General features: G+C 61.6%; 20 protein-coding genes. 11 read left to right on the top strand and 9 right to left on the bottom strand.

What is annotated here, in order from left to right:
- Positions 1 to 190 precede the first annotated feature (190 nt).
- Positions 191 to 2,041 carry an ABC transporter ATP-binding protein gene (locus tag QSK43_RS21670; protein WP_045019041.1) on the bottom strand — a complete coding sequence of 617 codons (1,851 nt, stop codon included), beginning with the start codon at positions 2,039 to 2,041 and terminating at the stop codon, positions 191 to 193.
- 381 nt (positions 2,042 to 2,422) lie between these two features.
- The gene (locus QSK43_RS21665; RefSeq protein ID WP_332305210.1) at positions 2,423 to 3,298 is read right to left on the bottom strand and encodes a phosphodiesterase; all 876 of its coding nucleotides are present in this window, start codon (positions 3,296 to 3,298) and stop codon (positions 2,423 to 2,425) included.
- Between the two features lie 226 nt (positions 3,299 to 3,524).
- On the opposite strand from QSK43_RS21665, the gene QSK43_RS21660 reads away from it, so the two are divergent.
- Both QSK43_RS21660 and QSK43_RS21655 read left to right on the top strand, forming a co-directional pair.
- A complete protein-coding gene (locus tag QSK43_RS21660) occupies positions 3,525 to 3,998 on the top strand; it encodes a tRNA (cytidine(34)-2'-O)-methyltransferase (protein ID WP_332305209.1) in 474 nt (157 codons plus the stop codon).
- 172 nt (positions 3,999 to 4,170) lie between these two features.
- Positions 4,171 to 5,823, top strand: coding sequence for a Na/Pi cotransporter family protein (locus tag QSK43_RS21655; protein WP_332305208.1), 1,653 nt, complete (start codon positions 4,171 to 4,173; stop codon positions 5,821 to 5,823).
- Positions 5,824 to 5,826: 3 nt separating this feature from the next.
- Here the strand turns inward: QSK43_RS21655 and QSK43_RS21650 are convergent, their stop codons facing one another.
- Positions 5,827 to 6,102, bottom strand: coding sequence for a hypothetical protein (locus tag QSK43_RS21650; RefSeq protein ID WP_045019198.1), 276 nt, complete (start codon positions 6,100 to 6,102; stop codon positions 5,827 to 5,829).
- 129 nt (positions 6,103 to 6,231) lie between these two features.
- On the opposite strand from QSK43_RS21650, the gene hemF reads away from it, so the two are divergent.
- The 3 genes from hemF (at position 6,232) to QSK43_RS21635 (ending at position 7,838) form a co-directional block, all read left to right on the top strand.
- Positions 6,232 to 7,143, top strand: a complete 912-nt coding sequence (gene hemF, locus QSK43_RS21645) for an oxygen-dependent coproporphyrinogen oxidase (protein WP_332305207.1) — start codon at positions 6,232 to 6,234, stop codon at positions 7,141 to 7,143.
- Between the two features lie 122 nt (positions 7,144 to 7,265).
- A complete protein-coding gene (locus QSK43_RS21640; protein WP_332305206.1) occupies positions 7,266 to 7,532 on the top strand; it encodes a hypothetical protein in 267 nt (88 codons plus the stop codon).
- Positions 7,533 to 7,652: 120 nt separating this feature from the next.
- On the top strand, positions 7,653 to 7,838 hold the full coding sequence (locus QSK43_RS21635; RefSeq protein ID WP_332305205.1) for a DUF1059 domain-containing protein: 186 nt from the start codon (positions 7,653 to 7,655) through the stop codon (positions 7,836 to 7,838).
- A 26-nt stretch (positions 7,839 to 7,864) separates the two neighbouring features.
- Here the strand turns inward: QSK43_RS21635 and QSK43_RS21630 are convergent, their stop codons facing one another.
- Genes QSK43_RS21630 through QSK43_RS21620 form a run of 3 tightly spaced genes read right to left on the bottom strand, consistent with a single transcriptional unit; the run spans position 7,865 to position 10,382 of the window.
- Complete coding sequence (locus tag QSK43_RS21630; protein WP_332305204.1) at positions 7,865 to 9,121, bottom strand: CCA tRNA nucleotidyltransferase; 1,257 nt, start codon at positions 9,119 to 9,121, stop codon at positions 7,865 to 7,867.
- On the bottom strand, positions 9,118 to 9,756 hold the full coding sequence (locus QSK43_RS21625; protein ID WP_332305203.1) for an NUDIX hydrolase: 639 nt from the start codon (positions 9,754 to 9,756) through the stop codon (positions 9,118 to 9,120). Before QSK43_RS21625 ends, QSK43_RS21630 begins: the two co-directional genes overlap by 4 nt.
- Positions 9,753 to 10,382: a DUF1285 domain-containing protein gene (locus QSK43_RS21620; protein WP_045019058.1), complete on the bottom strand. Its 630-nt coding sequence runs from the start codon at positions 10,380 to 10,382 to the stop codon at positions 9,753 to 9,755. Before QSK43_RS21620 ends, QSK43_RS21625 begins: the two co-directional genes overlap by 4 nt.
- A gap of 175 nt (positions 10,383 to 10,557) precedes the next feature.
- Here QSK43_RS21620 and QSK43_RS21615 point away from each other — a divergent pair, with 175 nt between their 5' ends.
- The 5 genes from QSK43_RS21615 (at position 10,558) to QSK43_RS21595 (ending at position 17,916) form a co-directional block, all read left to right on the top strand.
- Positions 10,558 to 11,568 carry an AAA family ATPase gene (locus tag QSK43_RS21615; RefSeq protein ID WP_332305202.1) on the top strand — a complete coding sequence of 337 codons (1,011 nt, stop codon included), beginning with the start codon at positions 10,558 to 10,560 and terminating at the stop codon, positions 11,566 to 11,568.
- Between the two features lie 36 nt (positions 11,569 to 11,604).
- Positions 11,605 to 12,519 (top strand): DUF58 domain-containing protein, encoded by a 915-nt coding sequence (locus tag QSK43_RS21610; protein WP_045019062.1) that lies wholly within the window; start codon positions 11,605 to 11,607, stop codon positions 12,517 to 12,519.
- Entirely contained in the window at positions 12,516 to 15,326 is a 2,811-nt protein-coding gene (locus QSK43_RS21605; protein ID WP_332305201.1) for a DUF4159 domain-containing protein, read from the top strand. The genes QSK43_RS21610 and QSK43_RS21605 overlap by 4 nt, the downstream gene beginning before the upstream one ends.
- 1 nt (position 15,327) lies before the next feature.
- Positions 15,328 to 17,412: a hypothetical protein gene (locus tag QSK43_RS21600; protein ID WP_332305200.1), complete on the top strand. Its 2,085-nt coding sequence runs from the start codon at positions 15,328 to 15,330 to the stop codon at positions 17,410 to 17,412.
- A gap of 90 nt (positions 17,413 to 17,502) precedes the next feature.
- Positions 17,503 to 17,916, top strand: a complete 414-nt coding sequence (locus QSK43_RS21595) for a GNAT family N-acetyltransferase (protein WP_332305199.1) — start codon at positions 17,503 to 17,505, stop codon at positions 17,914 to 17,916.
- On the opposite strand, the gene QSK43_RS21590 is transcribed toward QSK43_RS21595, so the two are convergent.
- Positions 17,913 to 18,872, bottom strand: a complete 960-nt coding sequence (locus QSK43_RS21590; RefSeq protein ID WP_332305198.1) for a LysR substrate-binding domain-containing protein — start codon at positions 18,870 to 18,872, stop codon at positions 17,913 to 17,915. The two genes, QSK43_RS21595 and QSK43_RS21590, sit on opposite strands and share 4 nt — an antisense overlap.
- Positions 18,873 to 18,959: 87 nt before the next feature.
- Between QSK43_RS21590 and QSK43_RS21585 the strand changes: the two genes are divergently transcribed.
- Positions 18,960 to 19,925: an MBL fold metallo-hydrolase gene (locus tag QSK43_RS21585; protein ID WP_332305197.1), complete on the top strand. Its 966-nt coding sequence runs from the start codon at positions 18,960 to 18,962 to the stop codon at positions 19,923 to 19,925.
- Positions 19,926 to 19,983: 58 nt separating this feature from the next.
- On the opposite strand, the gene QSK43_RS21580 is transcribed toward QSK43_RS21585, so the two are convergent.
- Together QSK43_RS21580 and QSK43_RS21575 are read right to left on the bottom strand one after the other, a co-directional pair.
- Positions 19,984 to 21,297 (bottom strand): MFS transporter, encoded by a 1,314-nt coding sequence (locus QSK43_RS21580; RefSeq protein ID WP_332305196.1) that lies wholly within the window; start codon positions 21,295 to 21,297, stop codon positions 19,984 to 19,986.
- A 246-nt stretch (positions 21,298 to 21,543) separates the two neighbouring features.
- Positions 21,544 to 22,116, bottom strand: coding sequence for a GNAT family N-acetyltransferase (locus QSK43_RS21575; protein ID WP_332305195.1), 573 nt, complete (start codon positions 22,114 to 22,116; stop codon positions 21,544 to 21,546).
- Positions 22,117 to 22,217 lie beyond the last annotated feature (101 nt).

Here is a 22,217-nt window from a genome sequence, read left to right as displayed (position 1 = left end):
AAACCACCGCCCGAAACAACAAAAGACCTCCGCCAGATGCAGTTCAACTGGGAGCCGATTTAAACCGGACAGTAGTGCCCTTGAGGCGAGGATCCACTCGCAGTCGGAGACATGGATCCTCGGGTCGAGCCCGAGGATGACGTTGAATTTGCCGTGAGGGCGGGGAATGTTCCCCGCCCTCAAGTCTTCCTTATTCCGCGGCCACTTCCACCTCGTGGTCGGCGATGAAGCCGCCGGACTGGCGTCGCCACAGGTCGGCATAGATGCCGCCCATCGCCGCCAGTTCCGCATGGCTGCCCGATTCCACGATCTGGCCCTTGTCGAGGATGATGAGCCGGTCCATTTCGGTCAGCGTCGACAGGCGGTGGGCGATCGCGATCACCGTCTTGCCTTCCATCAGCGAGAACAGGTTTTCCTGGATCGCCGCCTCGACTTCACTGTCGAGCGCAGAGGTCGCCTCGTCCAGCACCAGGATCGGCGCATTCTTGAGGAACACGCGGGCAATCGCGATACGCTGGCGCTGGCCACCGGACAATTTCACACCGCGTTCGCCCACCTGGGCATCGAGGCCCTGGCGGCCATGCATATCGACAAGCGTTTCGACGAAGTCCCAGGCGTTTGCCCGCTTTGCCGCCGCAATCACCTGCTCGTCAGTGGCCTCGGGATGGCCATAGGCGATGTTGTCGCGGATCGAACGGTGCAGCAGCGAAGTATCCTGCGTCACGACGCCGATCAGCTCGCGCAGGCTGTCCTGCGACACCTTGGAGATGTCCTGCCCGTCGATGGTGATCTTGCCCGCTTCCAGATCGTAGAAGCGCAGCAGCAGGTTCATCAGCGTCGTCTTGCCCGCACCCGAACGCCCGACCAGCCCGACCTTCTCGCCCGGCTTGATGTCGAGCGTCAGCCCGTCGATAACGCCCTTGGCCTTGCCATAGTGGAATCGGACGTTGTCATAACGGATCGCACCCTGCGGTGCCGCAAGCTGCGGCGCCTTCGGAGCGTCAACGATATCGTGCGGCTTCGTCATCATCGACATACCGTCATAGACAGTGCCGATGTTTTCGAACAGCGAGGTGACCTCCCACATGATCCACTGCGACATGCCGTTGACGCGCATGGCAAGGCTGATGGCGATGGCGACCGAACCGGCCGTGACCGAACCCTGCATCCAGAAATACAGACCAAGCGTCGCCGTGGAAAACAGCACGACGGCGTTGTTAAGATCGATCAGGATGTTGAAGCCGGAAATCTTGCGCATCTGGCGGTGAACGGTTCCGAGAAACACGTTCATCCCCTCCCGCGCATATCTTTCCTCGCGCCCCGCATGGGAAAACAGCTTGATCGTCGAGATATTGGTATAGCTGTCGACGATCCGCCCCGTCATCATCGAGCGCGCATCGGCCTGCTCCTGCGCCAGCCGGCCGAGTTTCGGCACGAAATAGGTGAGGATGCCCATATAGATGCCGAGCCACACCAGCAACGGAATGACCAGCCGCCAATCCGCCGCTGCAACCATGAACAGCATGGAGACGACGAAGCTGATGGCGTAGACGAACACGTCGATGACCTTCAGCGCCACTTCGCGGATCGCCAGCGCCGTCTGCATCACCTTGGTCGAAACCCGGCCGGCAAACTCGTTGGCGAAAAAGTTCATGGAATGGCGCAGCAGGAAGCGATGCATCTTCCAGCGCGCGATCATGCCGAAATTGCCGGCAAGCGTCTGGTGCATCGTCATGGTGTGGATCGCGCCCATCAAAGGCAGCACGAAGAGCACCAGCCCGGCCATGACGATCAGATGCCAGCCCTCCTCGGCAAAAAACGTCGCGCGGTCGGCCGTGGAAAGCCAGTCGACGATATTGCCGAGGAATTTGTAGAGCATGGCTTCCGCAATGGCGATGCCCATCGACATCAGGCCGAGCAGCAGCAGCCACGGCCATGCGGGCTGCACATAATGCCACACGAACCGCAAAAGCGTCTTCGGCGGCACGGAGGGCGTCGAAGAGGGAAAAGGATCAAGACGTTTTTCAAACCAGCCAAACATAGGCCAAGCTCCGGCAATCAATCGTCCCATCGTGAAAGGTGAGCAAACGCAAATATAGCTCACAACGGAACGAAAAAGTATCTGGATATGGCCGTGACAGCCACATGACGAATCGGAATATGGGAAACGCGGTCGAACCGCAGGTAACACCTAGGCCAGCAGTGGCACTACTGGGGCCGGGAGGCGAATACGAATGTCATTTTGCATCAGAACCTCCCTAGCTGGTGTTGAAGATGTCGCCTTGTAGCGCAAAAATTAATCGTTGACCAGCCGGAAAGACACCGAACGCGTCAGAAAAGCTCCCGATTGCGACCAATAAGGCCGAACGGGCGGAGATTACCCGCGAAGGTCTCCGCCGGTCAAAGAGCGTGGATTCGCAGCTTACTCGGCGGCGTCCTGCGCCTGCCCGCGCTCATATTCGGCAACCAACTGGGCCATGCCATCCTGCGTATGGCGCTTGATCTCGCGGCGATCGCTGGGCTGGGGCGCGAAAGTAACGCTCAGACCCGTATCCCGCACCGTGCCGATGGCAAAGGACGCGCCGGACAACATGCGCACGCCCTCGTGCAGCCACAGCGGATCGGTGGCGAAATGCTGGCCGATGCCGACCACGACGGGAATGCCCTGCCAGTGCGACACACAATCATAATGAATGTGACCCGCCAGAATGCCGATGACATCATACTCGAACAGCACCTCGTCCAGAGCCTCGGTATCGGCGAAGGACAGGGATTCCCATTCTGCGTCGGGGCGGTCGAAATCGAGCGCCGGTGCATGGTGCATCACCAGAAGCTTCGGCAGTTCGGGGTGGTTTTCGATTTCTTCCGCGAGCCATTCGATCTGCCCCGGCTCGAAAGCGCCGCCGACCTTGCCGGGAACGCTGGTATCCAGCACGATGACATGGATATCGGCAATCACCTGGGCGTGGTCGTAAGGGACATCCATATCCTCGGTGCGGCCGAGCATGACAGGATAAAAGCCGTCGCGGCGGTCATGATTGCCGAGCGCAAAGAGCACAGGCATATCAAGCTGCGCCTCATCCAGCAGGCGCTTGAGTTCCTCATAGCTTCCGGCATCGCCCCTGTTGGTCAGATCACCGCTGACAACGATGAATTCGGGCTGCGGCACGAGCGACTTGATCTGTACCAGCGTATCGGCGAGCGTGGCCGAAGTATCGGAATAAAGATCATCGTCCTGCACCTGCGGATTACCCACATGCAGATCGGTCAGATGGACGAAATTCACCCGTTCGGACATGGTATCTTCCTGTTTTTGCTGCGCAGAATATCAGTCATGAAACCGCACCATAGCGGCTCATCCGAATGTTCGGACGGCCTGACAACACATTGGTTAATGGGTAGCCTGCCTGTGTGTCACCCGAATGAATACGGCGCGCTTCTAAACGGAGTTTTCTCTGCCGCATCTGTCGCGCCCCGCCCGCCCGTGATAATCGGTCCCGCATTCCAAACGCGACGGGAAGACCATGCACGACATCAGGCCCAGCATCAGGATTGCCCTTTACCAGCCCGATATCCCCGGCAATACCGGCACGATCCTGCGGCTGGCGGCCTGTCTCGGCCTTGGCGTCGATATTATCGAGCCGGCCGGTTTCGATATTTCCGACCGTAACCTGAAGCGGGCGGGCATGGATTATATCGCAGCGGCAGCGTTGACGCGCCATGTCAGCTGGGACCGGTTCGAGGAATGGCGCGCAACCACCGGCCGCCGTCTGGTTCTCGCCTCCACCAAGGCCGCCCTGCCCTATGCGAAAATCACCTATCGCAACGACGATATCCTGCTGTTCGGCCGCGAAAGTGCGGGTGTGCCAGACCATGTGCACGAAAAGGCGGATGAGCGAATCATCATCCCGATGGTCGAGGGACAACGCTCCATCAACGTCGCCATGTCGGCGGCGATGATCGCCGGCGAGGCTTTGCGCCAGACGGCATGGTCTTAACCGCCATTTTTAACGCCATTTTTTCCGGCAAATACATAAATTGACCGTTTTTGCTTCAAAACTGACGCAACTCGGCCTGTACCCGAGGCGTTCAGGCTCCTATACTGATTAGCCGGACAATAAAAATCGTGCTCGCCGGAACCGTCCGCTGGCGGGTGTGAGGAGACGTCGCATGCAATCCACCATTGTCATCGTCAACCTTCTCGGCGCGGTCGCGCTGCTGCTCTTCGGTCTGTCGCAGGTCAAGGACGGTGTTAACCGCGCCTTCGGCATGAAACTCAGAAGCGTGCTGGCGACCGGCACCCAGAATGGACCCCGTTCCTTCTTTTCCGGCTTCTTTGCCACCGTCGCGCTGCAAAGTTCGACGGCGACGGCGCTGACCGTCGCCTCCTTCGCAGAACGTGATCTCATCAAGCCGCGCATGGCGCAGGTGGTGCTGCTTGGTGCCAATGTCGGCACCGCCGTCACCGCCTGGATCGTGGCGGCGGGCGTGGAATGGCTGTCACCGCTTTTGATCCTGTCGGGCATCGTGCTCAAAAAGGGCAGTTCCAATGCCAGACAAGGCGGCGGAACCGCGCTCATCGGCATCGGCCTGATGCTCCTGTCGCTGCATCTGTTGAGCGGCGCGACCGAACCGATGCGCGCCTCGCCCGCTCTCGGCGTCTTCATCGGCCTGCTCGACGGCGCATGGCCCGTCGCGCTGATCTTCTCCGCCGTGCTGGCCTTCGTGTCGTCTTCCAGCCTCGCCGTTGTAGTGCTGATCCTGTCGCTTGCCGCCACCGGCACATTGTCCGCCGGCCTCATCATCGTCCTCATTCTGGGCGCCAATCTCGGCGGCGCCATTCCGCCGGTCATCGCCACGCTGTCCGGTCCGGCCTCGGCGCGGCGCATCACCATCGGCAACCTTGTCGTGCGCACCATCGGCTGCCTCATCGCCATGCCGCTCGCCTCCTATGGCGCGACCATGTTGCAGCAACTGCCGCTCTCGCCCGCGAAATTGCCTGTTGATGCGCATCTCATCTTCAATGTCATTCTGGCGGCGCTTGCCTGGCCGTTCTCCGGCCTCATATCCGATCTGATGGCAAAACTGGTGCCGGGCGATCCGAAGACCGACGACGACCTGAATTTCCTCGACCAGCAGGCGCTGGGGACGCCTGTTGTGGCGCTGGCCAATGCCACCCGTGAGGTATTGAGCGTCGGCGACGCCATCGAGCGCATGCTGATCCGCGCCGAAAACGCCTTCAAGCACAATGATCTCGCTCCGCTTGCCGAAATCACCCTGCTTGAAAAGAAAGTCGACCGCCGCCAGCAGGAGGTGAAGGTCTACCTCTCCCAGCTCGGCCGCAAGGGCCTCACCGACGAGGATGCACGCCGCTCGATCGCCATCATCGATTACGCGATCAATCTCGAACATATCGGCGACATCATCGAAAAAGGCATCTGCGAGCAGATCCGCAAGAAGGTGCTGAACAGCTTCAAATTTTCCGACGACGGTTATGAGGAATTAAAGACGCTGTTCGACATGACCATCGAAAATCTGCGGGCGGCCCAGAGCATTCTGGTAACCGGAGATTTCGATCTCGCCCGGCGGCTGATGGAAAGCAAGGTGGATATACGCCGCCTCGAAAAACAGTCCTCCAACCGCCATCTGGAGCGGCTGCGCGACGGGCTGACGGAAAGCATGCAGACCAGCTCGCTGCATCTCGACATGCTGCGCGATTTGAAGCGCATCAACGCCCATATCGTTTCGGTGGCGCATCCCATTCTGGACGAAAGCGGCGTGCTGATCGAAAGCCGCCTGCGTTACGCCGAACCGCGTGCTTAAAACCTAGTCTGCCGAAGGAAGCCGCCGCATAGTGAATTCGATGCGGTCGCCTTCCAGCTGTCGCCAGCTTTCCACTTCCGTCCAGTAGGCGGCCTTGGGAAAGCTGTCGAACCATTCCCGCGCTTTGGCGCGGGCTTCGTCACGGCTGAGACAGAAGGTCTGCCGCACGAACATGCCGTCGCGTTTCTGGTCGCCGCCAGCGCTTTCACGCTCCCTGCGGTGATTGGCTATCCTGCGCTTCAGCCCGTCGAGGGGCGGCGGTCCGGCAAATTTCGTCATGATATTCACCTCTGGCACCTACATCGATAAAGATAGTGTCCGCATGTGAACTTGGCGAGTCGAAATTGTGCGCAAGGCCTGCACCTGCTAGACGCGACAGTGAATCGACTTCACCTAAGGAGACTATGCATGGAACGGCCATCCTTGCCGAAGGGCTTGCCCGAGGACATCGAAGACAAGAAAGCCGCCGCCCAGGCATGGTTCCAGCATCTGCGCGACACCATCGTCGCCTCCTTCGAAACCCTTGAAAACGAACTGACCGGCCCGCTCGCCGATCAGGAGCCGGGACGATTCGTGCAGAAGGACTGGCTGCGCGACAATGGCGAGGGCGGCGGCGGCAGGATGTCGATGATGGAAGGCCGCGTCTTCGAAAAGGTCGGCGTCCACACCTCCACCGTCTATGGCGAATTCTCGCCGGAATTCCGCCAGCAGATACCGGGTGCGGAAGAAGACCCGCGTTTCTGGGCCTCGGGCATTTCGCTGATCGCCCACCCCGTCAATCCAAACGTACCGGCCGTGCACATGAACACCCGCATGGTCGTCACCACCAGCCACTGGTTCGGCGGCGGTGCGGATCTGACACCGGTTCTCTGTCGCCGGCGGACGGAACAGGACCCGGATACCCAGCTTTTCCACCGCGCCTTCGAGATCACCTGCAACCGCCACCCCGTCGCCGATTATCCGCGATACAAGACGTGGTGCGACGACTATTTCTTCCTGAAGCACCGCAACGAGCCGCGCGGCACCGGCGGCATCTTCTTCGACTGGCTGCATCCCGAGGAAGAAAAAGGCGGCTGGGACGCCAATTTCGCCTTCGTGCAGGATGTCGGTCGGGCCTTCAATCTGGTCTATCCGAAAATCGTGCGGTCCAATTTCAACCAGCCCTGGACGGAAGAAGATCGCGACGAGCAGCTGATCCGGCGCGGCCGCTACGTGGAGTTCAACCTGCTTTACGATCGCGGCACGATCTTCGGTCTCAAGACCGGCGGCAACGTCGAATCGATCCTGTCCTCCCTGCCGCCCGTGGTCCGCTGGCCTTGAAAGACCTCACGCAAATTTGACGCACATCGGCTATTTGGTCGCAAATAGCGCAAATTAGGACTTATCGAAAAATCGGGGCGATGATAGTCTCCTCCTGCAGACGTACTGGAGGAGCTATCGTCATGATTACTTCGAACAGCATGCCTATATCTGCTTCCGCGCAGGAAGCGCTGCATTCCATAGATACCCCTGATTTGATCGACCGCCTGGCAGCGGAAATGCGTGCCGCCGGTGATCGCGAACTGCCGCATTCCTTTTATGTCGAACAGGTAAAACGCGTCCTTGCCGGAAAAACGGTAAAGCGTGCGGACAATGACGAAATACCCGGTACAAAAATTCCGGCAGCCGGCACATCCTCTGTTTTCCAGTGCTGGGCAATGCCTGAATAGGGGCCTGAATAGGTCAGACGGACGCCGCTCTGGAACATAAGCGGCGAACGTTCGTTTCTTGTCGGAGGGACAGCAGGCAATTGCAGGCTGTCCCTCATTCTAAAACAGGGAGGCAAGACCATGAGACTGTTTGAATGCGGAACGCTTGTGCCCGGCTGCGCCTGGCACACCCGCGCAGATGATGACGCGGAAGTCGTGCGCCGCACTGTGGAACATATGCGATCGACCCACGGCGAAACTATCATCCGCGAGAACATGATCGAAAACATCAAATCCCGCATCCGCGACGAGGCAAATGCGGCCTGAGCCGCAACGCCGCCGCCGCTGCGGTCTCAATTCTCCAGCATATCCTTCAGCCGGGCGGTCAGCGCTGCCCGGTCGAGCGAGAAATTGACGTCGATCCACTTTTCCTCAAGGCTTTTCAGCACTTCGCCCACCCTTGGACCGGCCTCGATACCGGCTGCCATCACGTCGGCGCCGCTCAGCGGGAAGCCCGGCTTGTGGAATTTTTCCGCCCTCGTCAGCAGGGTCGAAAGACGCGCAACTTTCTGCATGGCTGTCTCGCCAGCCGAAATGTCGGCGCGGGCCGAGGCAAGCGCCAGTTTCAGCCTCGTCTTCACACCTTGAACGCCCTGCCGGTAAAGCAGCCGGTCAAGCGCCGTCTCCTTCATTTCGGGATCGATGACCGGAGCGGAAGCCCAGTGGGCGAGAGAACTCGCTTCGGCCTTCGACAACCTCAGCCGCGTGGCAAGCGCCGCCAGCCTGTCCTTGTCCGGCGGCACCATGGCGGCAAGCCGCAACATCGGGTCCACGGCCCAGCCTAGAGACTGTTCAGTCGCCACCAACCCGTGAATGGCGTCGATACCCCATTTTTCCGTCTCGGGCAGGATTTCCGTCAAAACGCCCGATTGCCGCATCCACAGGAGAGCGCGGGAAGGATCGCGTGCGGAAAGCAGCTTTTTCAGCTCGCTCCAGACCCGCTCGGCAGAAAGCGTTCCGAGCTTGTCCTTCGCCCGCGCGCTGGCGCGCAAGCCATCGGCATCGGGACGACCGGAACCATAATGGGCAAAAAAGCGGAAGAACCGCAGAATCCGCAGGTAGTCTTCCGAAATCCGCATCGCGGCATCGCCGATGAAGCGCACCGTGCCGGTTTCGATGTCCGGCAGACCATCGATGAGGTCGATGATCTCGCCTTTCTCATCCGCGTAAAGGGCGTTGATGGTGAGATCCCGCCGCTCGGCATCGGTTTGCCAGTCGGTGCCGAAAGCCACCTGCGCATGGCGGCCATTGGTTTCGACATCGCGGCGCAGCGTCGTCACCTCGAAGCCTTCGCCATCGATCACCAGCGTTACCGTGCCGTGCTCGATGCCGGTCGGCACCGCCTTGATGCCCGCCGCCTTCGCGCGCTCAATCACCACATCGGGAGTAAGCGTCGTCGCCATGTCGACATCGACAACCGGCAGGTCCATCAGCGCGTTGCGCACCGCGCCGCCGACGATCCGCACCTCGCCGCCATCGGCGTTCAGAAGCGCGAAGATGCGCTTCAGCGCCGGTTTTTCGAACCAGTCCCGCCCGGCAAGGCTGCTCATGAATAAAACCTCTCGTAAATCGTTCGCACGATGCCCGCCGTAATGCCCCAAATGTAGCGTTCGCCATAGGGCATTTCGTAGAAAAACCGCTCCTTCCCCTGAAAGATGCGGCTGCCGCGCCCGTGGTTGGCCGGGTCCATCAGGAAGGACAGCGGCACCTCGAAAACCTCATCGACCTCAGTGGGATTGAGCGTCAGGTCATATCCGGGACGAACGACCGACAATACCGGCTTGATGCGAAAACCCGTCCCGGAAATATAGTCCGGCAGACGCCCGACCGTTTCCACGAAAGACCGCGAAAGCCCGATCTCCTCCTCCGTCTCCCGCAGGGCCGCCTCTTCCGGCGTGCGGTCCTCGGCATCTATGCCACCGCCTGGAAAGGAAATCTGGCCGGAATGCTTGCGCAGGGTTGCGGTGCGCTGGGTAAAGATCACCCGCGCTTCGTTGCCGTCGTCGATGACAGGCACCAGCACGGCGGCATCCTTCAGCCTGATCCCGTTTCCCGAAAGCACCACGCCCGGATTGAGCACATGGTCGCCATTCTCGCGCTCCGCCACGCCCTCGCCTTCCTCCAGCACCCGGCGGCGGAAGTCGGCGGCGGTGAAAGCCTTGAGACCCGTTGTCGTCATAGTCATTGCGAAAGCCGTTCCAGTTCATTGGCGGGCATCACCGGAAAAATTACCCCGCCCGAGCGCACGGCGAACATATCGACACCATCCACTTCGATCACTTCGCCGAGTGCTGCGAGATCATACATCACCGCCCGCGAGACCAATGCCTCCAGCCTGCCGCGCACCAGCAGATAGGGTTTCAACTCGCGGTTCTCACCGAAAATCTCAAAGCGCAGCGGGTGCTCCGGCCCCGCCTCCACCACATCGCCGACATTGGTGCGGAAGGTCAGCAGCGGCTCGCCATCCTCTTCGCCCGCCGTCACCTTCATTTCCACAGCGACGAAAGGCGCATCCACGACCCGGATGCCGACTTTTTCCACAGGAGTTACGAGATAGGTCCTGCCGTCTTCGTCCTTGCGCAGAACCGTGGAAAACAACCGCACGAGCGGCGCCCTGCCGATGGGCGTGCCGAGATAGAACCATGTGCCGTCGGCGCGGATTTCCATGTCGAGATCGCCGCAAAAGGGGGGATTCCAGCGTTCCACCGGGGCCGGTCCACGTTTGGCGTCACCGGTCTGCTCGGAGGCCCGGGAGATCATCGCCGCCAGCCCCGCCGCATCGCCTGCCGAATTTATCGTCTCCGCTGCCATATTCGAGTCTCGCTTTGCCGATAAGGAAATACTAAGTCACGACATAGTCATTCGAATGGCGCTTGTCAGCGGCCAAGAGAGCAATAAGCTATATGCAGCGCAAAATCCGACCCGGCCGGCAGCCATGGAGACCGGGGTTGGGATGGGACAGCGGCGAAGGTATCAGGAGAGCGACATGGGCGTGATGAATACCGGCGAAACCCTGGACGAAAAAGCCATCGTCGCCTCGGCCGAAAAGGCGCTTGCGGATATCGCAGCCATCCGCGCGGAGGTGTCCAAGGTCATCTTCGGCCAGGAAACGGTTGTCGAGAATACCCTGCTCGCCATTCTGTCGGGCGGCCACGCGCTGCTCGTCGGCGTTCCCGGCCTTGCCAAGACCAAGCTGGTCACCACGCTCGGCACGGTTCTCGGCCTCAACGCAAACCGCATCCAGTTCACGCCGGACCTCATGCCTTCAGATATTCTCGGCTCCGAAGTCATGGATCAGGACGAAAACGGCCGCCGCTCCTTCCGCTTCATCAAGGGACCGGTTTTCGCGCAATTGCTGATGGCTGACGAAATCAACCGCGCCAGCCCGCGCACGCAGTCCGCCCTGCTTCAGGCCATGCAGGAATACCACATCACCATGGCCGGCCAACACTACGAGCTGCCGAAGCCCTTCCACGTTCTCGCCACCCAGAACCCGCTGGAACAGGAAGGCACCTATCCGCTGCCCGAAGCCCAGCTCGACCGCTTCCTGCTGCAGGTGGATGTCGGTTATCCCGAGCTTGCCGCCGAACGCCAGATCCTGCTCGACACGACGGGCACCGCATCGGGCGAGGCGCGCAAAGTGATCGACGCCGAACGCATGATGGAAATCCAGACCCTCATCCGCCAGATGCCGGTCAGCGACAAGGTGGTTGACGCGATCCTGTCGCTCGTGCGCTCCGCCCGCCCCGGCCACGGCAACAAATTGACCGACAAACACGTTGTCTGGGGACCGGGTCCCCGCGCCGGCCAGTCGCTGATGCTGACGGCACGCGCCCGTGCGCTTTATGAGGGCAGGCTCGCCCCGTCGCTGGACGATGTCTATGCGCTGGCCGAGCCGGTGCTGGAACACCGCATGGCGCTGACTTTTGCGGCCCGCGCCGAAGGCATGTCGGTGCGCGATGTCATCGCCGCCCTCGTGGAGCAGGCGAAGAACTAAAAGACGCGTGCCTAACCTTTCGCGAAAGGAGTGCCTGTGGCATCCATCGGCCAGATCGTAGACAAGACGCCGGGAAGCGAAGTTCTGGCGCGCGCGCGCCAGCGTGCCGCACTGGTGCCGGACTGCATGGTCGAGGCAAAGCGCATCGCCAACACCGTTACCGCCGGCTGGCACGGCCGCCGCAAGCGCGGCATCGGCGAAAATTTCTGGCAGTTCCGCCCCTATGCCGAAGGCGAGAGCCTGTCGCGCATCGACTGGCGGCGCTCGGCCCGCGACGATCATACCTATGTGCGCGACCGCGAATGGGAAGCCGCCCACACCATCTGGCTATGGGCGGACATGTCGCCATCGATGATGTTCAAGTCCACGCTCGGCTCCGTCTCCAAGGAAAGCCGGGCGCTGGTGCTGATGCTGGCGCTGGCGGAAATCCTTGCGCGTTCGGGCGAACGCATCGGTTGCCCCGGCATCATGGAGCCGGTTTCAGCCAGAAACGCCGCCGAACGGCTTGCCGCCGCCATCATGCATGCGCCAGTGACGACCGGCATGCCTGAAACGGGAATGATCCGCGGCGCAAGCGACATCGTCCTCATCGGCGATTTTCTCGATGATGCGAAAAACGTGATGGAGCAGATTTCGCCGCTCGCGCGGCGCGGCCTGCGTGGCCATGTGGTCGAAATCGCCGATCCGGCCGAGGAAACCTTCCCCTATTCCGGCCGCACCGAATTTTCCGACCCGGAAACCGGCGAAAAACTCGTCTCCGGCCGTGCTGAAACCATTCGCGAGGATTATACCCGCGCCTATCTCGCCCGGCGCGAGGCGCTGTCTTCCTCGCTGCGCCGGCTCGGCTGGAACTTCGTGTTCCACCGCACCGATCATCTCGCTTCCGAGGCGCTCGTCGCCGTTCACATGTATTTGTCCGGCGCGCCAGCGCAAGGCGGTGGCCGCCGATGAGTGCATTGCCCTTCGTGTTCACCAGCCCCTACATTCTCTTCGGCCTTCTGGCGCTGCCCGCCATCTGGTGGCTGCTGCGGCTCACCCCGCCGCGCCCCAAGGCGGAAGTGTTTCCGCCGCTGAAAATTCTGGCGACTGTGCTGAAACGCGAAGAAACGCCCTCCAAAAGCCCGTGGTGGTTGACATTGCTGCGCATGGCGCTGGCCGCCGCCGTGATTTTTGCGCTTGCTGATCCTGTGGTAAACCCACGCAACAACAGCATTGCCGGCACCGGCCCACTGGTGCTGGTGGTCGATAACAGCTGGGCCTCCGCAACCGACTGGGAGAGACGCGTCGAAACCGCTCAGGCCCTGATCGGTGATGCAGAAAGAGCCGACCGCCCCGTCTCCATCAGCTTCACCGCCGATGCCGAACATGACGCCGTGCCGGCAACGACGGCGGTAGCGCTGGACAAGCTTGCCGCCGCCAAGCCGAAGCCGCTTGTGCCCGACCGCGTGCGCACGGCCGAAGCCATCACCGAAGCACTGAACGGCACGGCCCCCGGCACGCTCGCCTATATCGCCGACGGAGTTGCCACCGCGCAGGATGAAAGCGCGATGCGAACGCTCGCCAGTCTCTCGCCCGCCGAATTCCGCATCGTCAAGGGCGACGGAAAGTCCGTCGCCGCCATTACCGACGCCACCAACAATGCCGATGCGATGAGCGTCACGCTCTCGCGGCTGGATACGGCCTCACCCGCCCGGTTGACCGTGAATGCGCAGGACAGTCAGGGCCGTATTCTCGCCAATGGCGCCGCCAGTTTCGCCCCCGGCGAAGCCGAAACAACGGCCACGGTGGAAGCGCCGTTCGAATTGCGCAACGATTTCGCCCGCCTCTCCATCGAAGGGGTGTCGACAGCGGGTGCGGTGCATCTTCTGGATGACGGTTTCCGCCGCCGCCGGGTGGCGCTGCTGGCCGGTGAAACCGGCAATGATTTCCAGCCGCTGTTGCAGCCGCTTTATTACATCAGCCGCGCTTTGCAACCTTTTGCGGACCTGATCCCGCAGCGGCAAGCCGATCTTTCGCAGGCCATCCCGGAAATCCTGCAATCCAACCCCTCCGTCATCGTCATGGCCGATATCGGACGCCTGCCGCAGGAAACCTATGAACCGATGCAGCGCTGGCTGGCCGGCGGCGGCACGCTGATCCGTTTTGCCGGACCGCGCCTTGCCGCAGCCCCCGCCGACGATCCGCTCGTGCCGGTAACGCTTCGGCAGGGCGAACGTGCACTCGGCGGCGCGCTGTCCTGGGCGGAACCGCAGCCGCTTGCCGATTTTCCTGCTTTCGGCGCTTTCGCGGGCATGCCGAAGGCCGACGGCATTCTCGTCAAGCGTCAGGTTCTGGCCGAGCCGACGCCTGACCTTGCCGAACGTACATGGGCAAGCCTCGCAGATGGTACGCCGCTCGTCACCACCCGCAATGTCGAGGCGGGCCGCATCGTGCTGTTCCATGTCAGCGCCGAAGCAAGCTGGTCCGACCTGCCGATATCAGGCCATTTCGTCGATATGCTGCGCCGTATCGTGCAATTGTCGAAGGCTGGCGGCGCTTCCGCCTCCGCGAATGCTCCGGCTGCGGCCCTGCCGCCCTTCCGGTTGCTGACGGCCGAAGGCGCGCTGTCTGCTGAAATCGGCACCGCCCGCCCGCTGGAAATGCGCGCCGGCCAGCCGCCCCGCACCGGTTTTGACAATCCCCCCGGCCTTTACGGCACAGAGGACGGTTTCGTGGCTCTCAATCTTCTGCCAGCAGGCGCGACTGTGCGGCCGCTCGATACGTCGGTCGCAGGTGTCAGCACCACCAGCGAAGCCCTGATCGGCGAAACGGCGAAATCGCTGCGTCCCGCTCTCTTCATCGCCGCCTTCCTGATGTTGATCGCCGACAGCCTTATCGTATTGTTCATGAACGGCGCGTTTGCGCGCCTGCCGAAAGCCCGCAGCGCCTCGGCCGCTGCCGTGCTTCTGGCGTTTGGCGCCTTTGCCGCGATGTCTCCGAGCGACGCCCGCGCCGACGATCCCAAACCCGGCGACGAGCAGATTTTCGAGCGGCTGGATACGACGCACCTCGCTTATGTGCGCACCGGCGAGGACGATGTCGACCGCATTTCCGAACAGGGTTTGCAGGGTTTGAGCGAATTTCTCACCTGGCGCACGACGCTGGAGCCGGGCCAGCCGGTCGGTCTCGATATATCGAAGGACGAATTGTCGTTTTACCCGATCATCTACTGGCCGGTTTCGGCCTCGGCACCCATGCCGTCGAACGCCGCCATTTCGCGCATCGATGCCTATATGCGCGCCGGAGGCACCGTCCTGTTCGATACGCGCGACCAGTTCACATCGCTCGATGCAGGCGCGACCAGCGCCAATGGCGAACGTTTACAGGCGATCCTCGCCAATATCGATATTCCGCCCTTGGAACCTGTGCCGGAAGACCATGTCCTGACGCGATCCTTCTACCTGCTCACCAATTTCCCCGGGCGTTACAACGGCTCGCCGCTCTGGGTGGAATCGCGACAGGGCGCGGCCAAGACCACATCCGGCCTTTCCTCCTCCGGTGATGGCGTGACGCCGATCATGATCACCGGCAATGATTTTGCCGGCGCATGGGCGGTCGACCCGCAGGGCGCGCCGGTTCTGCCGACCGTGCCGCCTGATGAGTTGCAGCGCGAACATGCCTTCCGCTCTGGCGTCAACATCATGATGTATATGCTGACCGGCAACTACAAGGCCGATCAGGTCCACGTTCCCGCACTTCTCGAACGATTGGGGCAGTGACATGACATTGACATTCGCCCCTTTCCTGCCGTGGATCGTGATTGCCGTTCTGGCCGTTGCCGCCCTTGCGCTCTCCTTGATTGGCCTCTGGCGCGGCGTGCGCGGCGCCTGGCTGCGCGGGCTGGCGCTTGCGGCTCTCCTTGCCGCCATCGCCAATCCGCTGCTCACGCAGGAAGAACGCGAACCGCTCTCCACCATCGTGCCTGTCATCGTCGATCGCTCGCAGAGCCAGGATGTGCAGGACCGGCCGCAAATGACCGATACGGCACTGGAAACGCTGAAGGACCGGCTGTCCCGTTTCCCGCGCATCGAACCGCGCATCGTGGAGGTGCGCGACGACGGCGAGAGCGATTCGCCCTCGACCCAGCTTTTCTCGGCACTTTCCTCCGCCGTCTCGGATGTCTCGCCTTCCCGCGTGGGCGGTGCGATTTTCCTCAGCGACGGCCAGATCCACGATATTCCGAATGCGCTGCCCAATGCCGAGCAGGCGCTCGGTTTTCGCGCGCCCGTTCACGGGCTGATCACCGGCAAGGCCGATGAGTTCGACCGCCGCATCGAAATCGTCCGCGCGCCCCGCTTCGGCATCGTCAACGAGGAACAGCAGCTGACCCTGCGGGTCTTCGATGACGGCCGCCCCACAGGGGGCGGCTCGGCGGAAGTCACCGTCAAGATGAACGGGCAGGAAATCGCCACCCTGCAGGCCACACCCGGCCAGCCGACGCCTTTCAATTTCAAGGTTCCGCGCGGCGGCAACAATGTCATGGAATTTTCCGTTGCCGAGCTTCCCGGCGAAGTGACAGCTGCGAACAACCGTGCGGTTCACCTGATCGAAGGCATCCGCCAGAACCTGCGTGTGCTGCTGGTCTCCGGCGAGCCGCATGCCGGCGAACGCGCCTGGCGCAACCTCCTGAAATCCGACGCCTCGGTCGATCTGGTGCATTTCACCATTCTGCGCCCGCCGGAAAAGCAGGACGGTACGCCGATCAACGAATTGTCGCTGATCGCATTCCCGACGCGTGAGCTGTTCGTCGAGAAGATCGAGGATTTCGACCTCATCATCTTCGACCGCTACCAGCATCGTGGTGTGCTGCCGATCCTCTATTACGACTACATCGCGCAATATGTCGAAAAGGGCGGCGCGCTGCTGATCGCCGCCGGTCCGGAACATGCAGGTCAGGATTCGATCGCCATGACGCCGCTCGCATCCGTGCTGCCGGCCCAGCCGACGGGCCAGATGCATCAGGCCGCATTTTATCCCCGCCTTTCGGAAGCGGGCAAGAAACACCCCGTCACCCGTGGGCTGGATGGATCGGGCGACGAGCCGCCGCATTGGGGCCGCTGGTTCCGCACCGTCAGCGTCGACCCGCCGCAGGGCCAGACCGTGATGCTGGGTGACGGACAGGACCCGCTGCTGGTGCTGAACCGTCAGGGCGAAGGTCGCGTCGCCATGCTGCTTTCCGATCAGGGCTGGCTGTGGGCGCGCGGTTTCGAAGGCGGCGGCCCACATGTGGCGCTTTACCGCCGCATCGCGCACTGGCTGATGAAGGAACCGGAGCTTGAGGAAGAGGCGCTGACGGCGCGGGCCAATGGCCGCACATTGGAAATCACCCGCCAGACCATCGGCGACGATCCCGGTCAGGCGAGTGTGCGTTTCCCTTCCGGAAAAACCGAAAACATGGCCTTCACCGCCACGGAGCCGGGTCTCTACAAGATCGAGCGCCGTATGGACGAAACCGGCCTGTTCGAAATCAAGAACGGCGATTTCACCACGCTCGTCCATGTCGGCGCGGTGGATGCACCGGAATTCAAGGCGATGATTTCGACGACCGAAACGCTGAAGCCGCTGGCCGACGCCACCAAGGGCAGCGTGCACCGTGTCGCCGATAATTCCGGCCGCATCGCCCTCCCCGATATCCTGCCTGTCAGAGGCGATATCAGGGTTGCCGATGATGATCGCATGCTGATACGCATGACCGACGAGACGGTGCTGAAAGGTGTCAACACCCTGCCGCTATTTGCCGGTTTTGCCGGGCTTGCCGCCCTGCTCCTTGCCTTCTCCGCGCTCTGGTGGCGTGAGGGCCGGTAGGAACTTTCCGGTGGAAGCTTAAGGCGCTTTCCCGTCTCGGATTGGAAAACGGGAAACGGCCGCCGCCCGGGCGTCCAGGGAAAGATGAACATGAATTTCGTTTTGAGCGATGTCGCGGATGCAGAAGCCGAAAAGGCCATCCGCGATCCGCTGGTGGCCTATAATCTCGCTCGTTTCGGCGAAAGCGACAAACGCGAACTCATCATCACCATCCGCGATGAGGAGAATACCGTCACCGGCGGCTTGGTGGGCTATACCGGCCGCGGCTGGCTTTATGTGCAGCTTCTCTTCGTGCCGGAAACCATGCGCGGTCAGGGCACAGGCCCGAAGCTGCTTGCGATGGCGGAGGAAGAAGCCAAAAAGCGCGGCTGCATCGGCGCTTATATCGATACGATGAACCCGGATGCATTGCGGCTCTATGAACGCTGCGGTTTCACGAAGATCGGCTCGCTTGCGCCCCTCTCCAGCGGCCAGTCGATCACATGGCTCGAGAAACGCTTCTAGGCGGCAATTCCCGATACCTCGCCGTCCACCTCCACCGTGCGCCCCATGGCCTCGCGGATTTGCTGGCGAAGCCACACGGCTCCGGCATCCGCATCGGTCTGCAATGTCCAGACCATGGCGACAGGCGGAAAATTCAGCGTCACGGGCACAGGGCTTATTTCCAGTCCCAGCATCGGCGCATAACGCAGCGCGATGCGCGAGGACACGGTTGCCAGCACCGCCGAGGATCGCGCCGTTGCCAGAACCGAGAGGAAATCTGGCGCTGCGGCCACGACATCGATGTCCATGCCGCTCAGTTCCAGCGCATCCTTGATGCAGCCATGCAGGCTGTCCGTCTGCGATATGACCGCGTGTTTGGCTTCCATATAGGCATCCAGTCCCACGGGATTGGGCAGGTCGAGCAAAGCCGGGTTGAAGCAGCAAAGAACGCTGGACGAATAGAGAGGTTCGCAATGGTGGCGCTGTTCCTTCGAATAGGTGCATCCCACAGCCATGTCGATCACACCCGTATCCAACATCGCCGTGATTTCCTGCTCCTGCCCGTTGCGCGCCAAAAGGCGGATGCCGGGCGCGATCTCGCGCAGCCGCGCGGTCAGATCCGGCAATAGCAACAGCTCCACCTCACTCGACATTCCCAGCCGGAACGTGCGGCGCTCCGTCGCCGGATCGAACACATCCGCCGTCATCACCGCCGCCTGCGCCTGCCGCAAGGCCTGCCTCACCGGGCCCGACAGATTGATCGCCCGCGCCGTCGGCTTCATCTCCTGCCCCACCCGGATGAAAAGCTCATCCTGAAACAGGGTCCGCAATGTCGAGATATTGTGGCTCATGGCCGGCTGCTGGATTTTCAGCCGACGCGCGGCGCGCGTGACGCTCATCTCCTCCATCATCGCGTCGAAGGCGATGAGAAGATTGAGGTCGAAAGAACGAAGATTGAAATGATCGATAGTTTGCATAAGTCACATCGATTTGATTGCTGGCTTCCCTACACTTAGCTGGAGTTAGGAAACTTTCAAGGCTTCCGCAAAACTCAGGAGCTCAAAATGCCATCACGCCGCTCACTTCTCAAAGGCGCAGCCAGCGCCATCATCGCCGCCCCCTTCGTTGCACCCTCGCTCGCATTCGCCAAGGCGCCGCTCGCCGCCACCCAGGCGCCCGGATTCTATCGCCTGATGGTCGGCAAAGTGGAGGTTACCGCCGTTTCGGACGGCGTCATCGCACTGCCGCTCGCCAAAATCTACACCAACACCACCCCGGAACACGCAGCCGAGGTTTTGAAAGATGCCTTCCTGCCGGAACAGATACCCACTTCGGTCAATGCCTATCTCGTCAACACCGGAGACAGGCTGGTCCTCATCGATGCCGGCACGGGCGACTATCTCGGCCCGTCCCTCGGCAAGCTCGTCGCCAATATCGAGGCGTCCGGTTACAAGGCTGCGGACATAGACGACGTTATCCTGACCCATATCCACACCGATCACTCCGGCGGGCTGGCGGCGGATGGCAAGCGCGTATTTACCAACGCGACGTTACACGTCAACGAGCGCGAGGCCGCCTTCTGGCTTGATGAAGCCAGGGCCAAGGCAGCACCCGAAGCGCTGAAGAAGGCTTATGCCGAAGCAAGGGAAAGCACCAAACCCTATGTCGACGCCGGAAAGATCAAGACATTCGCGGATAACGCCGCGCCTGTCCCCGGCCTCGGCTCTGTCCTCTATGCCGGCCATACGCCGGGCCACAGCGGTATTGTGGTCGAAAGCGAAGGGGAAAAGATCGTCTTCTGGGGCGACATCACCCATGGCGACGTCCTCCAGTTCGATGAGCCTGATGTCGCCATCGAATTCGACGTCGACCAGAAGGCCGCCGTCACGGCGCGCGCGCTGGCATTCAGGCAGGCCGTTGAAGGCAAATACCTCGTGGCCGGCGCCCACATCGCCTTCCCCGGCATAGGCCACTTGCGCACAGACAGCACCAATTACGATTGGCTGCCGGTCAACTACACCGCACTATAAGACAGTGAAACCGATGGCCTGACCTGCGGAGGTCAGGCCATCGGCAGAAAACACATGCCTATGTCAGCGCCACCTGCCGCGTTTCCGCATTGATCATCGTTGCTGCAATGGCGGCAAGCACCAGCAGTCCGGCAAAGATACCGATGGCGAAACCGAAGCCCTGCGCGATGGCATAACCGAGGAGCGACGGCGCCAGAAGGCCGCCCAGCCTTGCCATGGCGCCCGCAGCCCCCATGCCGGTCGCGCGCGATTCCGTCGGGTACAATTCCGGCGTAAAGGCATAAAGCGCGCCCCACGTGCCGAGCAGCGCAAAGCTCATGATGAGAAGCGAAGTGGCAATCATTGCGCCGCCGGTGGCGAGCGTGAAGAGCAGGCAACCGAGTGCCGACAGCAGGCAGAAACCGATCAGCGTCGGCTTGCGACCCCATTTTTCAACGCCATAGGCGGCAAGCGCATAACCGGGAATCTGCGCCAGCGCCACCAGCACCAGAAAACCGTAACCGCGCACGAAGCCAAAACCGTCTCCCGCCAGTTTCGCCGGCATCCAGGTGAAGACGCCGTAATAGGAGACGGAGACGAGAAACCAGATGACAAGGATCATGATGCTGCGCTGTCTGAGCGCCGGCGAAAATATCCCCTGCCCTTTTGTGACCTCCGGCTGGAAAAGCCCCGTCCCGGCATCGAGAGGCGCGCGGCCATTCACCACCAGCATGCGATTGACGACGGTCTTGGCCTCCTCCGACCGACCCGCCCGCATCAGGAAAAGCGGCGATTCCGGCACAAGGAACCGCAAGCCGAGACCGAGAACGGCGGGAAAGGCCGTTACCGCGAAGATGTAACGCCAGGCGTCAGCCACGCCGGCAAGGCTGGCACCCCAGGCGGCAAGCGCCACGATCAGGGTTCCGATGGCCCAGAAGCCTTCCAGAAAGACCAGCCAGCGGCCGCGATTTTTTGCCGGCAGGAATTCCGCCATCATCGCGTAATCCACCGGCAAAGTGCCGCCCACGGCTGCACCCGTCAGAAAACGCAGGACGAGAAGAATGGCAAAGTTGGGCGCGAAGATGGAAAGCACACCGAACACGGCGTCGCAAGCCACGGTGATGATCAGCACGCGGCGGCGACCGTAACGGTCCGCCAGACGCCCGAAACCGGCCGCACCGAGAAGCATGCCGAAAAAGAACGCCGTTCCGGTCTGCAAGGCCTGTGGCACCGTCAGCCCGAAAGTCGCGGCAATCGAGGCGGCGGTAAAACCAACCGCCAGAACCTGCATGGCGTCTGCGGCCCAGACAAGGCCGAAAATACCCATCAGTCGCCGCTGATAGGCGCCCGCACCTGCGCGTTCCAGCGCATCGTTCATGGTGATTGCCGTCATATGCTCGCCCCCGTGCCGAAATCGACTATCGAGTGCTATCGCATAGGGGAAAGAAACGGAATTGAATTTTGCGAAGTACGATGCATGGTTTCAAGGCAGAACACCATCCCGTCATCTTTAGCGAAATAACCGGCCAGTACCAATATGGTCAACTCAACGCCCCATCCCTCATTTCTGTGCCTGTCACAGGAATGAGGGAAAAGGACGCACTGGTGAGGGGCGGAAAATCCGACGTAACGAAATCCGTCAGCCGTAAACCCGAAGAGGCTCTTCGAAGCCGTCGTCTTCCGCCTGGGCTGCAGGCATGGCGGCGGCATCGCATTTGCGCCAGCCGATCTTGCCCTTCAGCCGCTGGTGCACGTCGTCACCAAGAGGCACGACCAGCACCCGGTTCGGATCCACCGGGCCTGGAAAATCAAGCGCGGCGTAGGCGACCTTTTCGAAACCGAGCGGCATGTAATAGGGCGGATCGCCAATCAGAATGACGGCCTCCGAACCCTTCCGCCGGGCGGCAGCGATGGCAATCCTGACGAGTTCACGGCCGATGCCCATGTTCTTGTGCGAAGGCCGCACGGCAAGCGGGCCGAGCATATGGCCCTTCACGCCGCCGGCCAGAACCGGCGTCATGACGACCGAGGCGATCGTCTCGCCATCGTCGGCGCAGACGAAGGACAGCGACCGGTCATGCGGACCCTGCTCGCGGATGCGCGCGGCCGCACGGGTGTGCCTACCGGGGCCGAATGCTTCTTCGTTGATGATTTCGATGATGGCGTCGTGCGACGCGTCCTCGGTGAGGTAGACAAGATCGTGCTTGGACATGAAGAGACCGAAACTTCCAGAATGCGGATGCGACAATAGATGACGGCTGCGCCGGTAAGGGCGTTCAGGAGCGTCAGCGTCGTCGGAGCATCCGTGTTTCG

The sequence above is a fragment of the Rhizobium sp. GR12 genome, assembly GCF_036596185.1.
Lineage (GTDB): Bacteria > Pseudomonadota > Alphaproteobacteria > Rhizobiales > Rhizobiaceae > Agrobacterium > Agrobacterium nepotum.
This window is presented reverse-complemented; position numbering and strand designations above follow the sequence as displayed.

Coding starts and splice junctions, on each gene's coding strand:
- QSK43_RS21670 (WP_045019041.1), bottom strand. CDS start 2,041: ATGTTTGGCTGGTTTGAAAAACGTCTTGATCCTTTTCCCTCTTCGACG.
- QSK43_RS21665 (WP_332305210.1), bottom strand. CDS start 3,298: ATGTCCGAACGGGTGAATTTCGTCCATCTGACCGATCTGCATGTGGGT.
- QSK43_RS21660 (WP_332305209.1), top strand. CDS start 3,525: ATGCACGACATCAGGCCCAGCATCAGGATTGCCCTTTACCAGCCCGAT.
- QSK43_RS21655 (WP_332305208.1), top strand. CDS start 4,171: ATGCAATCCACCATTGTCATCGTCAACCTTCTCGGCGCGGTCGCGCTG.
- QSK43_RS21650 (WP_045019198.1), bottom strand. CDS start 6,102: ATGACGAAATTTGCCGGACCGCCGCCCCTCGACGGGCTGAAGCGCAGG.
- hemF (WP_332305207.1), top strand. CDS start 6,232: ATGGAACGGCCATCCTTGCCGAAGGGCTTGCCCGAGGACATCGAAGAC.
- QSK43_RS21640 (WP_332305206.1), top strand. CDS start 7,266: ATGATTACTTCGAACAGCATGCCTATATCTGCTTCCGCGCAGGAAGCG.
- QSK43_RS21635 (WP_332305205.1), top strand. CDS start 7,653: ATGAGACTGTTTGAATGCGGAACGCTTGTGCCCGGCTGCGCCTGGCAC.
- QSK43_RS21630 (WP_332305204.1), bottom strand. CDS start 9,121: ATGAGCAGCCTTGCCGGGCGGGACTGGTTCGAAAAACCGGCGCTGAAG.
- QSK43_RS21625 (WP_332305203.1), bottom strand. CDS start 9,756: ATGACTATGACGACAACGGGTCTCAAGGCTTTCACCGCCGCCGACTTC.
- QSK43_RS21620 (WP_045019058.1), bottom strand. CDS start 10,382: ATGGCAGCGGAGACGATAAATTCGGCAGGCGATGCGGCGGGGCTGGCG.
- QSK43_RS21615 (WP_332305202.1), top strand. CDS start 10,558: ATGGGCGTGATGAATACCGGCGAAACCCTGGACGAAAAAGCCATCGTC.
- QSK43_RS21605 (WP_332305201.1), top strand. CDS start 12,516: ATGAGTGCATTGCCCTTCGTGTTCACCAGCCCCTACATTCTCTTCGGC.
- QSK43_RS21600 (WP_332305200.1), top strand. CDS start 15,328: ATGACATTGACATTCGCCCCTTTCCTGCCGTGGATCGTGATTGCCGTT.
- QSK43_RS21595 (WP_332305199.1), top strand. CDS start 17,503: ATGAATTTCGTTTTGAGCGATGTCGCGGATGCAGAAGCCGAAAAGGCC.
- QSK43_RS21590 (WP_332305198.1), bottom strand. CDS start 18,872: ATGCAAACTATCGATCATTTCAATCTTCGTTCTTTCGACCTCAATCTT.
- QSK43_RS21585 (WP_332305197.1), top strand. CDS start 18,960: ATGCCATCACGCCGCTCACTTCTCAAAGGCGCAGCCAGCGCCATCATC.
- QSK43_RS21580 (WP_332305196.1), bottom strand. CDS start 21,297: ATGACGGCAATCACCATGAACGATGCGCTGGAACGCGCAGGTGCGGGC.
- QSK43_RS21575 (WP_332305195.1), bottom strand. CDS start 22,116: ATGTCCAAGCACGATCTTGTCTACCTCACCGAGGACGCGTCGCACGAC.